Origin of the sequence: Bacillus sp. m3-13 (genome assembly GCF_000175075.1) — a bacterium.
Lineage (GTDB): Bacteria > Bacillota > Bacilli > Bacillales > Bacillaceae_I > Sutcliffiella_A > Sutcliffiella_A horikoshii_C.
Map to the genome: position 1 here is coordinate 1 of NZ_ACPC01000003.1, position 13,939 is coordinate 13,939.

The 13,939-nt window shown below is 41.9% G+C and carries 13 protein-coding genes; all 13 read left to right on the forward strand.

Annotated features, from left to right (window positions below; genetic code table 11):
- Nucleotides 1-664: 664 nt before the first annotated feature.
- The 13 genes from yabG (at nt 665) to mfd (ending at nt 13,891) form a co-directional block, all read left to right on the forward strand.
- Entirely contained in the window at nt 665-1,567 is a 903-nt protein-coding gene (yabG, locus tag M313_RS22250; protein ID WP_034773953.1) for a sporulation peptidase YabG, read from the forward strand.
- A 264-nt stretch (nt 1,568-1,831) separates the two neighbouring features.
- Nucleotides 1,832-2,095: a biofilm formation stimulator Veg gene (gene veg / locus M313_RS0100190; RefSeq protein WP_010191377.1), complete on the forward strand. Its 264-nt coding sequence runs from the start codon at nt 1,832-1,834 to the stop codon at nt 2,093-2,095.
- Nucleotides 2,096-2,325: 230 nt separating this feature from the next.
- Nucleotides 2,326-2,508 carry a small, acid-soluble spore protein, alpha/beta type gene (locus M313_RS0100195; protein ID WP_010191378.1) on the forward strand — a complete coding sequence of 61 codons (183 nt, stop codon included), beginning with the start codon at nt 2,326-2,328 and terminating at the stop codon, nt 2,506-2,508.
- Nucleotides 2,509-2,669: 161 nt separating this feature from the next.
- Nucleotides 2,670-3,539, forward strand: coding sequence for a 4-(cytidine 5'-diphospho)-2-C-methyl-D-erythritol kinase (gene ispE, locus M313_RS0100200; RefSeq protein WP_010191380.1), 870 nt, complete (start codon nt 2,670-2,672; stop codon nt 3,537-3,539).
- 57 nt (nt 3,540-3,596) lie between these two features.
- On the forward strand, nt 3,597-4,439 hold the full coding sequence (purR, locus tag M313_RS0100205; RefSeq protein WP_010191382.1) for a pur operon repressor: 843 nt from the start codon (nt 3,597-3,599) through the stop codon (nt 4,437-4,439).
- A 12-nt stretch (nt 4,440-4,451) separates the two neighbouring features.
- A complete protein-coding gene (ridA, locus tag M313_RS0100210) occupies nt 4,452-4,829 on the forward strand; it encodes a 2-iminobutanoate/2-iminopropanoate deaminase (RefSeq protein WP_029326259.1) in 378 nt (125 codons plus the stop codon).
- Between the two features lie 127 nt (nt 4,830-4,956).
- A complete protein-coding gene (gene spoVG, locus M313_RS0100215; RefSeq protein ID WP_010191385.1) occupies nt 4,957-5,247 on the forward strand; it encodes a septation regulator SpoVG in 291 nt (96 codons plus the stop codon).
- 150 nt (nt 5,248-5,397) lie between these two features.
- Entirely contained in the window at nt 5,398-6,768 is a 1,371-nt protein-coding gene (glmU, locus tag M313_RS0100220; protein WP_010191387.1) for a bifunctional UDP-N-acetylglucosamine diphosphorylase/glucosamine-1-phosphate N-acetyltransferase GlmU, read from the forward strand.
- Between the two features lie 272 nt (nt 6,769-7,040).
- Nucleotides 7,041-7,991 (forward strand): ribose-phosphate diphosphokinase, encoded by a 951-nt coding sequence (locus tag M313_RS0100225; RefSeq protein ID WP_010191388.1) that lies wholly within the window; start codon nt 7,041-7,043, stop codon nt 7,989-7,991.
- 84 nt (nt 7,992-8,075) lie between these two features.
- On the forward strand, nt 8,076-8,717 hold the full coding sequence (locus M313_RS0100230) for a 50S ribosomal protein L25/general stress protein Ctc (RefSeq protein WP_010191390.1): 642 nt from the start codon (nt 8,076-8,078) through the stop codon (nt 8,715-8,717).
- Between the two features lie 604 nt (nt 8,718-9,321).
- The gene (gene pth, locus M313_RS0100235) at nt 9,322-9,882 is read left to right on the forward strand and encodes an aminoacyl-tRNA hydrolase (RefSeq protein WP_010191392.1); all 561 of its coding nucleotides are present in this window, start codon (nt 9,322-9,324) and stop codon (nt 9,880-9,882) included.
- A 130-nt stretch (nt 9,883-10,012) separates the two neighbouring features.
- The gene (gene fin / locus M313_RS0100240; RefSeq protein WP_010191394.1) at nt 10,013-10,243 is read left to right on the forward strand and encodes an anti-sigma-F factor Fin; all 231 of its coding nucleotides are present in this window, start codon (nt 10,013-10,015) and stop codon (nt 10,241-10,243) included.
- A 111-nt stretch (nt 10,244-10,354) separates the two neighbouring features.
- Nucleotides 10,355-13,891, forward strand: coding sequence for a transcription-repair coupling factor (mfd, locus tag M313_RS0100245; protein WP_010191395.1), 3,537 nt, complete (start codon nt 10,355-10,357; stop codon nt 13,889-13,891).
- The last annotated feature ends 48 nt before the right edge of the window (nt 13,892-13,939 follow it).

Here is a 13,939-nt window from a genome sequence, read left to right on the forward strand (position 1 = left end):
CAGAAGAAAGTTGTAATTTAAACATTCTTCTGCTTAATTAAGTACGAATTGTACATTCAATTTTCAGCTTTTGAATGGAGCAAATGGCGTAGACTCCAGCGGGGGAAGAAGCGACATTGTTGAGACCCCGCAACGAAGTGAGGAGGCTCAAGGTCGCCCCGCGGAAAGCGAAGCCATTTGCGGAAATCAAAAGCGGTGTCTTAAAAATATCTAAAATCAAAGACTTTTTCAGTGGCCTCCTCCGCCTGAGGGGTCTCACCTGTCTCTTCCTCCCGCGGGCGTCTGCGCGCCTTCCACTCCAATCAACTTGGGTTACGTATTCAGCACTGGATATTCATTAGTCAAAAATGGATAAATCGTTTTTACGATGGATATAAGTGTCTTTACAATGGATAAACAAAAATTCAACCGATATTCGAGTAACAAAGCCAGCTAACATGAATGGACTTGTCCCAAATTAATAAGAAATACACAAAAAACTGCCACAGCATCAAGTATTCCCTCAAGATGTGGCAGCTTTTAAAATGCCCAGATATTGAATTCGGGCCAATGCGTTCACAACCTTCATTACACCAAGGAAAGTGCTCACACACGTAAAGTTCCCTGCATACTCTAGGTTAGATAGACCGTTGGGGTAAATGCCTTCTCCCAGTTGGAGGGAAAAATGATGCTGAAAATTGGAGACATTGTTGCACGAAAATCTTATAATTATGATCTTTTATTTCGTGTGATGGATATACATGAGAATGAATTAAAACAGCGTGTTGTTTTATTATATGGGGAAGATGTCAGGCTGATGGCAGATGCCCCTTACGAAGACCTGAAAGTAGTAGATGGAAAAGAGCAGATGACCAGGAAGCAAAGGGCGGAATCCAAGGTCAACAGATCTTTGCAACTCCTGCAACAGGACTATCAGCTGATTCGGGAAAAAAATGAATACGAGGCAACAGGTGGCTATAGTACAGAGCAAAACTATTTTCAAGTGCCAGGAAAGGTCTTGCATTTGGATGGAGATCCTTTGTATTTAAAAAAGTGCTTGGAGCTTTACGAAAGAATCGGCGTCCCTGTCAACGGAGTGCATGCAAATGAAAAAGAAATGCCTCTGAAAATAATCGAATTGATGGAAAAGTATCGACCGGATATCTTAGTTATCACCGGTCATGATGCATACTCCAAGAGCAAGGGGAAAGTGAACGACCTCAAAGCATATCGCCACTCTTGGCACTTTGTGCAAACCGTAAAAGAGGCCCGCCGGATCCAACCAAATCTCGATCAGTTAGTCATTTTTGCAGGCGCGTGCCAGTCCCACTTTGAATCATTGATACAGGCAGGCGCAAACTTTGCAAGCTCCCCATCTCGAGTGAATATACATGCCCTTGATCCGGTTTATATAGTGGGTAGAATTTGTTTTACTCCTTTTATGGAACGTGTAAATGTATGGGATTTATTGAAAAATACATTAACGGGGGATAAGGGACTTGGAGGTATTGAAACAAGAGGAGTTTTACGAACGGGAATGCCTTTTAGACCTTATAAAGAAGATGAAGAAGCGGATGAAGACTCTTAACGGTTAGAAGTTAAGGGTTTTTTTGTCGTATTTTAGCCCAATGAATTTAATCTAAAAACCACTCCTGGTAAGGATAAAAAGGTAATTTATCATTTTATACATAATTATTCCCCTATGTGCGCATAGTAAATGTAGACATATGAAGATAATTGTAGACAGAAATATATTGACAGGTTGCTTTTGTGGTTGTTATAATTTTAAGTTTTATTTGATTTTTCATTAAAAATATGTTACACTAACTATAGTATAGTGAGGTGGAGTAAAATGGGAAAAACGTTAGTAGATATCAAAAGAACGTTAGATTCTAATTTAGGTAAAAAGTTAACTCTTCGTGCTAACGGTGGTCGTAGAAAGACAATTGAGCGCATAGGGATATTAGCAGAAACTTATCCATCAGTATTTGTAATAGAACTAGATCAAGACGAAAATGCTTTTGAACGTGTATCCTACAGCTATGCAGATGTCCTCACAGAGACGGTACAACTTACATTTTTCGAAGAAGGCAATATGGCCATAAGTGGGCAGTAGACAACTATGTTTGCTGCTTTTTATTTTGCCTAAAAACACTTTAGCTGATGATTGGAGCGAAAGGCTGAGACTCCAGCAACGCCCTTAGGAAAGCGAAGCCTGGCGCGGAAATCAACAGCGGCGTTTAAAGCAACCCTCTTAAAAATACATATATAACCGCTTATAAAAACACAAAACCCCTCCAATACTAATACTGTCGCGTTCAACGATCAATGAGGAGGGCTTTTATCATGAGCAGAAGACGAAGCATAATGTCTCATCAGCTAAAAGAAGAACTGGCAAAAGAACTCGGTTTCTATGATGTCGTCCAAAGCGAAGGCTGGGGCGGAATAAAAGCCAAGGATGCCGGCAACATGGTAAAACGTGCCATAGAATTGGCAGAGCGACAACTTGTACAAAATCAACATAAATAGATAAATGAAGAACCGAAGTGAAAGCCACTTCGGTTTTTTGGCAACGCAGAAAAAACAGATCACTTTTGAAAACATAATATTTCCCATTGATGGAGATATTTCTGACAAGGAATATGGTACAATACATAGATAATTGGAGACGAATGAAGAAGGTGAAGAAAGTGAGACTGTTAGAAAAAGCACCAGCGAAAATAAACTTATCGCTAGATGTGCTACATAAGCGTCCAGACGGATTCCATGAAGTGAAGATGATTATGACCACCATTGATTTAGCTGACCGTATTGAACTGTCAGAGCGAAAGGATGGTCAAATCACCATTCTATCTCATAATCGATATGTTCCGGACGATAATCGAAATTTGGCCTACCAGGCAGCGGCCCTGTTGAAGGAACGGTTTAACGTGAAGCAAGGGGTTTCCATTGGAATTACAAAGGTGATTCCTGTTGCAGCAGGATTAGCTGGCGGAAGCAGTGACGCGGCTGCCACGCTACGCGGTTTGAACAGGCTGTGGAAACTCGGGCTTACCTTAGACGAACTGGCCGAGATTGGAGCTGAAATTGGTTCTGATGTGTCATTTTGTGTATATGGGGGAACGGCGGTTGCAACAGGACGAGGAGAAATTGTTCAACATATCCCTGCTCCGCCTCATAGTTGGATTGTTCTTGCGAAGCCGACAATTGGCGTATCCACAGCAGAAGTGTATAACAACCTCGACCTTAGTAAGGTTGAGCATCCCGATGTAGAAGGAATGCTTGCTGCCATTCATGAAAATGATTATGAAAAAATGATCGGGCTTGTTGGCAATGTGTTGGAAAGTGTTACATTAAAGCTTTATCCGGAAGTGGCACATATAAAAGAGCAGATGAAGAAATTCGGTGCAGATGCCGTTTTGATGAGCGGAAGTGGCCCGACTGTCTTCGGAATTGTTCAATATGATTCTAGAATGCACCGCATTTGCAATGGATTGAGAGGGTTCTGTGATCAAGTGTTTGCAGTCAGAATCCTTGGCGAGCGGAACAGTCTTGATTAAATCCGGATATTAATGTTATATTTACATTAGAATATTCGGATTTTAGGAGGAAAAAGCATGAAATTACGTCGAAGTGGTCGTCTTGTGGACATGACGCATTATTTGCTGCAACATCCACAAGGGTTAGTTCCGCTTTCCTTCTTTGCTGACCGTTATGGGTCTGCAAAGTCTTCCATAAGTGAAGATCTTGGAATCATTAAACAAACATTCGAACAGCAAGGAATCGGAACGCTTGTGACGGTCCCAGGTGCTGCTGGCGGTGTCAGGTATATCCCGTATGTAAGTCATGAAGAGGCATCTGCCTATTTAGAGGAATTGTGTGAAATGATCGCAAAGCCGGAAAGATTGCTCCCTGGCGGTTATTTATATATGACGGATATTCTTGGCAACCCGAAAGTTTTAAACAAAGTCGGGAAAATGTTCGCAACAGCATTCAGTCATAAAAAAGTGGATATTGTGATGACGATGGCGACAAAAGGGATTCCACTTGCACATGCAGTGGCAAGCTTTTTAAATGTGCCGGTTGTTATTGTAAGACGGGACAGCAGGGTCACAGAAGGTTCTACAGTAAGCATTAATTATGTTTCCGGTTCATCCAAACGAATTCAAACGATGGTCCTGGCAAAGAGAAGCTTAGAGACGGGCTCGAATGTCCTGATTATCGATGACTTTATGAAGGCCGGCGGGACGGTCAGCGGAATGGTGAACTTACTTGCTGAGTTTCAAGCGAACGTAGCAGGCATCGGAATTCTAGTGGAGTCTGAAAATATCGAAGAACGCCTGGTCGATGACTATGTTTCCTTGGCTAAGTTGGAAAAGGTCAGTGAAAGAGACCGACAGATAGAAGTGCAGCAAGGCAACTATCTTCAGCATGTAAAAGAAAATATTACAATAAACTAAAGGGTGTGTAAGATCATGAAAGTTGTTCATACAGATGCCGCTCCAAAAGCGATAGGTCCATATTCCCAGGGGATCATCGTCAACAATCTTTTTTACAGTTCAGGTCAAATACCGTTATTGCCAAATGGAGAATTACTTGAAGGAGATGTGAAAGAACAAACTCATCAAGTATTCAAAAACTTGCAAGCGGTTTTAGAAGAAGCCGGTGCTTCCTTGGAAACAGTAGTGAAAGCCACTGTTTTCATTAAAGATATGAATCAATTTGGAGAAATAAATGAAGTGTATGGAGAGTATTTCTCCGCTCACAAACCTGCAAGGTCTTGTGTGGAGGTTGCCCGTTTACCGAAAGATGTTCTGGTAGAAATAGAAGTTATCGCTCTAGTAAAATAGAATCTGTTCTTTTTACACCAATTTGCCCAAAATTTTCAAAAAAAATTTGAAAATAAGAAGGAATTCTAGAAAATTTAGAGAATTTATAATACTAAGTTTTTTATTGGGACAAAAGGTGGTGAACAGAATGGAAGTAACTGACGTAAGATTACGCCGCGTAAATACCGATGGTCGCATGAGAGCTATCGCATCTATTACATTAGATCATGAATTCGTTGTTCATGACATCCGTGTGATCGATGGAAACAACGGCTTGTTCGTTGCGATGCCTAGTAAACGTACGCCGGATGGAGAATTCCGCGATATTGCGCACCCAATCAATTCCGGGACGCGTGGGAAAATCCAAGAAGCGGTTCTAGCAGAGTACCACCGCTTAGGCGAATTAGAAGTAGAATACGAAGAAGCAGGTGCTTCTTAATCGATAAAAGGTGAAACAGGCTGTTATGCGGCCTGTTTTTTCTTTTGGTCTTTTTTTTGACAAATAAATGTACTTTCGTGTACTTCCTTGAAATGGGCCCCGTTTTAGGATATATTCGTAATGGATAATTAGGTGAAAATGGAGGCCGTTATGATAAATCGATATGCCGTAATTTTAGCAGCTGGACAAGGTACACGGATGAAATCCAAATTATATAAAGTGTTACACCCTGTTTGTGGCAAACCAATGGTTCAACATGTCGTTGATCATGTCTCTGCACTCAACTTCGAGAAAATTGTAACTGTGGTTGGACATGGAGCGGAGACAGTAAAGAGCCATCTTGGATCAAGAAGCGAGTATGCCCTTCAGGCAGAACAGTTAGGAACAGCGCATGCAGTCATGCAAGCTGCACCAATGTTGCAAGATAAAAAAGGCGTAACACTGGTCATTTGTGGAGATACTCCACTTATCACACCGGAAACGATGCAGGAACTGCTTGATCTGCACGAAAACACGGGAGCGAAGGCGACCATTCTGACAGCTTATGCAGAAGATCCTACTGGGTATGGACGCATTATCCGCAATAGCGAAGGACATGTTGGGAAAATTGTGGAGCACAAGGACGCTAACGAAGATGAACGTAAAGTGACAGAAATCAATACAGGTACTTACTGCTTCGATAATGAGGCACTTTTTACAGCGCTGAACAATGTTTCCAATGACAATGTGCAAGGAGAATATTACCTTCCGGATGTCATTGAAATACTGAAAGAACAAGGCGATATCGTTTCTGCCTACCAAACATTAGACTTTGATGAAACACTTGGAGTCAATGACAGAGTGGCACTTTCTCAGGCCGAAAAAACAATGAAGAAAAGAATTAATAAAAAACATATGATCAATGGAGTTAGCATCATTGATCCAGATAATACGTATATCTCAGCAGATGCAGAGATTGGCAGAGATACTGTCATCAACCCTGGCACCGTTATCTTGGGTGAGACGAAGATCGGGGAAGATTGCATCATCGGTCCGAACTCCGAGATTAAAGATTGCCAAATCGGGGACCGAACAACCATCCGCCAATCTGTGGCACATGACAGTGAAATTGGTCATGATGTAAATATCGGACCGTTTGCTCACGTGAGACCTGATTCCAAGATTGGAAATGAAGTAAAGCTCGGTAACTTTGTGGAAGTGAAAAAAGCGACATTTGGAAACGGAAGCAAGGCTTCTCATCTTAGCTATATTGGAGATGCGGAAGTTGGAGCGGACGTGAACCTTGGATGCGGCTCTATCACCGTCAACTATGATGGGAAAAAGAAATACTTAACCAAAATTGAAGATGGTGTGTTTGTAGGTTGCAACTCCAACTTGGTGGCACCTGTAACAATCGGCAAAAACGCCTATGTTGCAGCAGGCTCCACCATCACAGAAGATGTGCCAGGAGAAGCACTATCCATCGCACGCGCACGCCAAGTAAACAAAGAAAACTACGTAAACAAGCTTAACAATAAATAAATCGACTGTTTCAGAGAGTTTTTACAGCTGTTGATTGGAGCACAGGGCGAAGACTCCTCGAAAATGCTACGCATTTTCTTCGTGCGATGAATCGCTGACGAAGTCTTCCTTGTCCTGAGGGAGATAGCGGTAGCTTGAGACCCCCGAGCGTTGTGAGGAGGCTCAAGCAGCGCCCCTAGGAAAGCGAAGTCCGGTGCGGAAATCAACAGTAGTGTTTAACAAAGTCATTAAAAGAAGCCATTAAAAAAACCTAGCGGAGGGTTCAAGATATCATGCCAAAGTATGCAGATTCTAATCTAAAGATTTTTACGTTAAATTCCAACACAGCCTTAGCGGAAGAAATTGCTCAACATGTAGGTGTTCCAATCGGAAAATGTTCCGTTGCCCGTTTCAGTGATGGAGAAGTCCAAATAAACATCGAGGAAAGCATCCGTGGTTGTGACGTGTATGTGATCCAATCTACAAGCGCACCTGTAAACGAACATATCATGGAGACGCTTATCATGATTGATGCACTAAAACGTGCTTCTGCAAAAACAATCAACATTGTAATGCCATACTACGGTTATGGAAGACAAGACCGTAAAGCGCGTGCTCGTGAGCCAATCACGGCTAAACTAGTGGCAAACCTATTAGAAACTGCTGGAGCAGACCGCGTCATCACGCTTGATCTGCATGCACCGCAAATTCAAGGATTCTTTGATATCCTGATTGACCACTTAATGGGTGTTCCGATTTTGGCGGAATACTTCGATAGCAAACAACTAGAAGACCTTGTAATCGTATCCCCTGACCATGGTGGGGTAACAAGAGCAAGAAAGCTAGCTGATCGCTTGAAAGCGCCGATTGCGATCATCGACAAACGCAGACCTCGTCCAAATGTTGCAGAGGTTATGAACATTGTTGGTCATATCGAAGGAAGAACGGCCATCTTGATCGATGACATGATTGATACTGCGGGAACCATAACGTTAGCGGCAAATGCCTTGATTGAAAATGGAGCAAAAGAAGTATATGCATGCTGTACACACCCAGTACTGTCAGGCCCTGCAATTGAACGTATTCAAAACTCTAAAATTAAAGAGTTGGTAATCACAAACACCATCTCCTTACCAGAAGAGAAGAAAATAGAAAAAATCACACAACTGTCTGTTGCACAGCTTATTGCTGAAGCGATAATTCGTGTGCATGAAGAAAAATCCGTTAGTACTTTATTTGATTAATCGTAAGAATCATGTTTAACCTTCCGAAAATTGGGGAAATTGAATGAGAGACAAGTATTTTATTTTCCCAGGAAGGTGATAAGAATGTCAGTATTACATGCAAATGAACGTACAGAATTCAAAGGATCTTCAAAAACCAAAATCCGTGAGGAAGGTTTAATTCCAGCGGTTGTTTACGGGAATGATACAGAAAATAAATCTATTACTGTCGATAGTAAAGAATTTATTAAAACGATTCGTGAAACAGGACGAAACGGCATCATTTCGCTTGAAATCGGCTCAGATAAGCGCAAAGTAATGCTTTACGATTATCAGATTAACCCGTTGAAAAGCTTGGAATTCGTCCACTTGGATTTCCATGTAGTAAATTTTAAATCAGAGATTGATGTAGATGTTACGGTTCACGTTACAGGCGATGCAAAAGGAGTGAAAGATGGAGGGGTCTTACAACAAGTTCTCCATGAAGTCTCCATCAAAGCACTTCCAAACGATGTACCGGAATCCATTGATGTGGATGTCACGGAACTTGACGTGAACGAAAATATCACAATCGGCGATTTAAAATCAGGTAAATACAGCTTCAATCATGAAGATGATGAAGTGGTTGCTTCCATCTTACCTCCACGACAAGAAGAGGAAATCGATCCTGGAGAAGAACAAGAACCAGGCGAGCCTGAACTTGTAGAAGGTAGAGAAAACAAGGAAAGCACAGAGGAGGAGGCGTAACCTTTATGGTTACGTCTTTTCTCTTGTTGCGGAGAAGATTTTCTAAACACTGTGGCATGAGGAGTACAATTATGGAGGTTAGTAGCTAAGGGAACTAGATGATTAAAAATGCCCAAAGCCACGAGGAAAAGAGTAAACGGTCAAATAGAATGCTTCTATACGCCCGAAGGCACGAGGAAAAACGGTAAACGGTCAAATAGAATGCTTCTATACGCCCGAAGGCACGAGTGAAAAGAGTAAACGGTCAAATAGAATGCTTCTATACGCCCGAAAGCACGAGGAAAAGCGGTAAACGGTCAAATAGAGGGCTTCTATACGCCCGAAGGCACGAGGAAAAGCGGTAAACGGTTAAATAGAATGCTTCTATACGCCCGAAGGCAAGAAGAAAACGCGCAAACAGTCGTATAGCGCACTTTAACCACCCAGTGGCTTCTAAACTCCAGTAATATAGAGTTGTTTTAATCGACTAGACCCCTTCTCATTTCCTTTTCACCCCATGTTCAAGTAAAATGAAAGATAGCGAATAGGTTTGTGGGAGGTATTCATGAAAAAATTTTTGCAATCCTTATTTGGTAAAGAGCAAGACGTTTCAGGAGGAAAAATAATGAAAGTATTTGTGGGGCTTGGAAATCCAGGCCGTCAATATGAAGAAACAAGGCACAATATCGGATTTATGGTAATAGATGAATTAGCAGACAAATGGAACATCCCATTAACACAGTCCAAATTCAAAGGGATTTTCGGACAAGGTACTATAAACGGCGAAAAAGTACTATTAGTGAAGCCTCTTACATATATGAATTTATCGGGGGAATGTGTTCGCCCGTTATTGGACTTCTATAAGCTAGATGTAGAGGATCTTGTGGTAATATATGATGACTTAGATTTACCAGCCGGAAAGCTGCGTCTTCGCCAAAAGGGCAGTGCCGGGGGGCATAATGGAATTAAGTCCTTGATACAGCACCTACAGACCCAGAATTTCAACCGTATTAGAATGGGCATTGACCGTCCGAAAAACGGACCGTCCATCTCGGATTATGTACTTGGGAAGTTCCAAACAGAAGAGCGTCCGGCAATCGATGACAGCATAAAAAAAGCGGCAGAAGCTTGTGAAGAAAACTTGTCAAAAGAATTCCTTCAAGTAATGAACACTTTTAATCAGTAATAGAATGTTAAGGTAGTTTTTCTGAGCTTCTTCAAACCCAACACACCTTGTATAACAATGTTTCCCACTGTTCATACTATTGGTAAAAGAGGCCATTTTCTAGGCCTTGCAGAAAAGTGGAGGGAAAAAGATGGCTATCCATTATCATTGCAGACATTGCGGCTATAAAGTCGGCACCATCGATTCCAAATCGGTATTTTCAGAAGAACTGGGTTTTCATCAACTATCGGATACAGAACGACATGAAATGATAGCATATCAACAAAATGGTGATGTACATGTTAAAACGATTTGTGAGGATTGCCAGGAAGCCCTTGACCGGAATCCTGACTGGCATGAACAAGAACGGTTCATACAATAGAGCAGATAAATTAGCTTTGGTGAGACACCAAAGCCTTTTTGCGTCTGAGAAGCTCAATGATAAAAAAGCAGAATATAAAACATTAATCATAGAGAGGGGAGGGTGTTTGTCATGAAGGGTTTTATTCCATATTTCAGTGAAAATGATGATTTCCAGTCGGTTTTGGTTGGCCTGCAAGAGGGGTTGCAAGAACAGTTGATTTCAGGAATTTCTAATTCGGCGAGGTCCATGTTAATTGCGGCGTTGTATGAAGAAAGAAAGGCGCCAATCCTGCTCATCACCCATAATTTATTTCATGCCCAAAAGGTGTATGATGATTTGGCAAGCTTCCTGCCGGAGGATCAACTGTATCTTTACCCTGTAAACGATGTGTTGGCGGCAGAAATCGGTATCGCCAGTCCAGAACTTAAAGCACAGCGCGTAGAGGCCCTTAACCATTGGGCTACTAAAAATAATGGGATTATTATCGCACCCATCGCAGGGTTAAAAAGAATACTCCCATCAAAAGAAAAATGGCAGCAAACGTTGTTGACCATTGAAGTAGAAAAGACGTTGGAACTCGATAACTTAGCAGAACGTCTAGTCAGGTTCGGATATCAGCGGGTAGGAATGGTTGCAACGCCAGGAGATTTCAGTATTAGAGGCGGAATCATCGACATCTACCCTATCACAGAGGAATATGCCATTCGGATTGAACTTTTTGATGACGAAGTAGAGTCGATCCGTTATTTTACGGTAGAAGATCAACGTTCTCAAAAACATATGGTTATGGTGACGATTGGCCCTGCAACGGAAATGCTCCTTACAGATCAAGAGCTTGCCAATGGCCGGGAGGTTCTTGAAAAAGAACTGGCGAAAACGATTAAAAAGATGAAAAATGATAAAGTAAAACAGCTGTTAACGGAAAATATTTCCTATGAGCTAGAACAAATACGCAACGGACAAGTGTTTTCAGAGCTGTACAAATATCTTTCATTCTTTTACAGTTCACCAGCTAGTTTACTAGATTACATTCCTCGGGGCGGAATAGTGATCATGGATGAAATCAGCAGAGTCCATGAAACGGCAGAAAGTCTTGATAAAGAGGAAGCAGAGTGGCTTGTAGAGCTATTGGCAGAAGGAAAAGCGGTCCATGACCTGAAGTTTTCCCATTCTTTTGCCCAAATTGTACATAGCAAAAAGCAACCATTTCTTTATCTATCCCTTTTCTTACGAGCAGTGCCGCATACTCATCCAGAAAACTTGATTAATATGTCTTCTAAGAGCATGCAGCATTTCCACGGGCAGATGCACCTGCTAAAATCGGAAATTGAGCGTTGGAGAAAAGCAAACTATGCAATTGTGGTCCTTGCTTCCAACCAAGAGCGGATGGAAAAGTTAGAGACAGTGTTTGCTGATTATGAAATGGATATAAGAAAGCTTTCCAAAGGGTCGGCCTTTGCCCATGGCGAGGTCCAACTTGTGGAAGGAGACCTGCAATCAGGTTTTGAATTACCGATGCAAAAGCTTGCGGTCATTACAGAGGAAGAGCTTTTTAAGAAGAAAGCAAAAAAGCCTAAAAACAGACAAAAGCTATCGAACGCAGAACGAATTAAAAATTACACCGAATTGAATGTTGGGGACTATGTGGTCCATATCAACCACGGAATCGGTAAATACTTAGGAATTGAAACACTAGATATTAATGGCCTTCATAAAGATTATATTCATATTAAATATCAAGGCTCTGATAAACTTTATGTCCCTGTTGAGCAAATAGATCAGGTGCAGAAATATGTAGGTTCTGAAGGGAAAGAACCGAAAGTTTATAAGCTTGGTGGAACCGACTGGAAAAAGGTAAAAAATAAAGTGGAGTCGTCTGTCCAAGACATTGCAGATGACCTGATTAAGCTATATGCCGAAAGAGAAGCGAGTGTCGGTCATGCCTTTTCACCAGATGGAGAAATGCAAAGAGAGTTTGAAGCAACCTTCCCTTATCAGGAGACAGAAGATCAGTTGCGATCCATCCATGAAATCAAATTGGATATGGAAAAAACTCGCCCGATGGACCGATTGCTGTGTGGAGATGTGGGCTATGGTAAAACGGAAGTTGCCATCAGGGCTGCCTTTAAGGCGATTACAGACGGCAAACAGGTAGCCATTTTGGTTCCAACCACCATTTTGGCACAGCAGCATTATGAAACGATCAGGGAAAGATTCCAAGATTACCCTATTAATATAGGCCTGTTGAGCCGTTTCCGATCAAGAAAACAACAGACGGAAACGATGAAAGGGCTTGGAAATGGAACGGTGGATATAGTTGTTGGGACACACCGATTATTGTCCAAAGATATTAAATACAAAGACCTAGGCTTGTTAATTATTGATGAGGAACAGCGTTTTGGAGTTACCCATAAGGAAAAAATTAAACAGCTTAAAGCTAATATCGATGTGCTTACCCTTACCGCAACGCCAATTCCGCGGACCCTTCATATGTCGATGCTCGGGGTGCGTGACTTGTCTGTCATTGAGACACCGCCGGAAAACCGTTTCCCGGTACAAACGTATGTGATGGAATATAACGGGAACCTGGTAAAGGAAGCGATTGAAAGAGAGCTGGCCCGAGGCGGTCAAATTTATTTCTTATATAACAGGGTGGAAGATATCGAGCGAAAAGCGGATGAGATCTCCATGCTTGTTCCAGAAGCGCGTGTCACCTATGCACATGGAAAAATGACCGAAAACGAACTAGAGTCGGTGATGATTCAGTTTCTTGAAGGAGAAGCGGAAGTGCTTGTTAGTACGACCATCATTGAAACAGGTGTGGACATTCCAAATGTTAATACATTGATTGTCTTTGATGCAGATAGAATGGGATTATCCCAGCTTTATCAGCTCAGAGGACGCGTAGGAAGGTCCAATCGAGTCGCATATGCCTATTTCACATATCGAAAAGATAAAGTGCTCACAGAAGTGGCCGAGAAACGCCTGCAATCTATCAAGGAATTCACAGAGCTTGGTTCAGGATTCAAAATTGCCATGCGTGACCTTTCCATTCGCGGAGCCGGAAATCTGTTAGGTGCCCAGCAACACGGATTTATTGATTCAGTTGGATTTGATATGTATTCCCAGATGCTAAAAGAAGCAATCGAGCAGCGCCAAGGCGCGAAAAATGCGAAAAAGGCGCATGAAATCTCCATTGATGTGGAGCTTGATGCGTACATTCCTGAGTCCTATATCCCGGACAGTAAGCAAAAGATCGATATGTATAAGCGTTTCCGCGGATTAGAGTCTAAAGAGGATCTTTTAGAGCTTCAAGATGAAATGAAAGATCGTTTCGGAAACTACCCAAAAGAGGTCGATTATTTATTCCAAGTATCAGAGATGAGAGTCTATGGTCTAAAGGAAAAAGTGGATTCCATCAAACAAACAAAACAAGAGTTGGTCATTCTTCTTTCAGAGGAAGCAAGCGCCATTATTGATGGTCAAAAGCTATTCTTATTAGGGAATGAGTTTGGCAGGATGGTGAGCCTCGGTATGGAAGGAAAACACCTGAAGATTGTCATCCAGACGAAACGTTCTGCGACAGAAGAGTGGATACAGGTGGCCATTTCCATGATAAAAGGGCTAGAAAAAGTAAAAAAAGAAAGCGTGAATGCTTCCTCATAGGTTTGAGTTTGTGAAGAAACGTCTATATAAATACTGGGGGAATTTACT

Bases quoted from the DNA above. Each gene is read 5' to 3' on its own strand.
- yabG (WP_034773953.1), top strand. From the start codon at position 665: ATGATGCTGAAAATTGGAGACATTGTTGCACGAAAATCTTATAATTAT.
- veg (WP_010191377.1), top strand. From the start codon at position 1,832: ATGGGAAAAACGTTAGTAGATATCAAAAGAACGTTAGATTCTAATTTA.
- M313_RS0100195 (WP_010191378.1), top strand. From the start codon at position 2,326: ATGAGCAGAAGACGAAGCATAATGTCTCATCAGCTAAAAGAAGAACTG.
- purR (WP_010191382.1), top strand. From the start codon at position 3,597: ATGAAATTACGTCGAAGTGGTCGTCTTGTGGACATGACGCATTATTTG.
- spoVG (WP_010191385.1), top strand. From the start codon at position 4,957: ATGGAAGTAACTGACGTAAGATTACGCCGCGTAAATACCGATGGTCGC.
- glmU (WP_010191387.1), top strand. From the start codon at position 5,398: ATGATAAATCGATATGCCGTAATTTTAGCAGCTGGACAAGGTACACGG.
- M313_RS0100225 (WP_010191388.1), top strand. From the start codon at position 7,041: ATGCCAAAGTATGCAGATTCTAATCTAAAGATTTTTACGTTAAATTCC.
- M313_RS0100230 (WP_010191390.1), top strand. From the start codon at position 8,076: ATGTCAGTATTACATGCAAATGAACGTACAGAATTCAAAGGATCTTCA.
- pth (WP_010191392.1), top strand. From the start codon at position 9,322: ATGAAAGTATTTGTGGGGCTTGGAAATCCAGGCCGTCAATATGAAGAA.
- fin (WP_010191394.1), top strand. From the start codon at position 10,013: ATGGCTATCCATTATCATTGCAGACATTGCGGCTATAAAGTCGGCACC.
- mfd (WP_010191395.1), top strand. From the start codon at position 10,355: ATGAAGGGTTTTATTCCATATTTCAGTGAAAATGATGATTTCCAGTCG.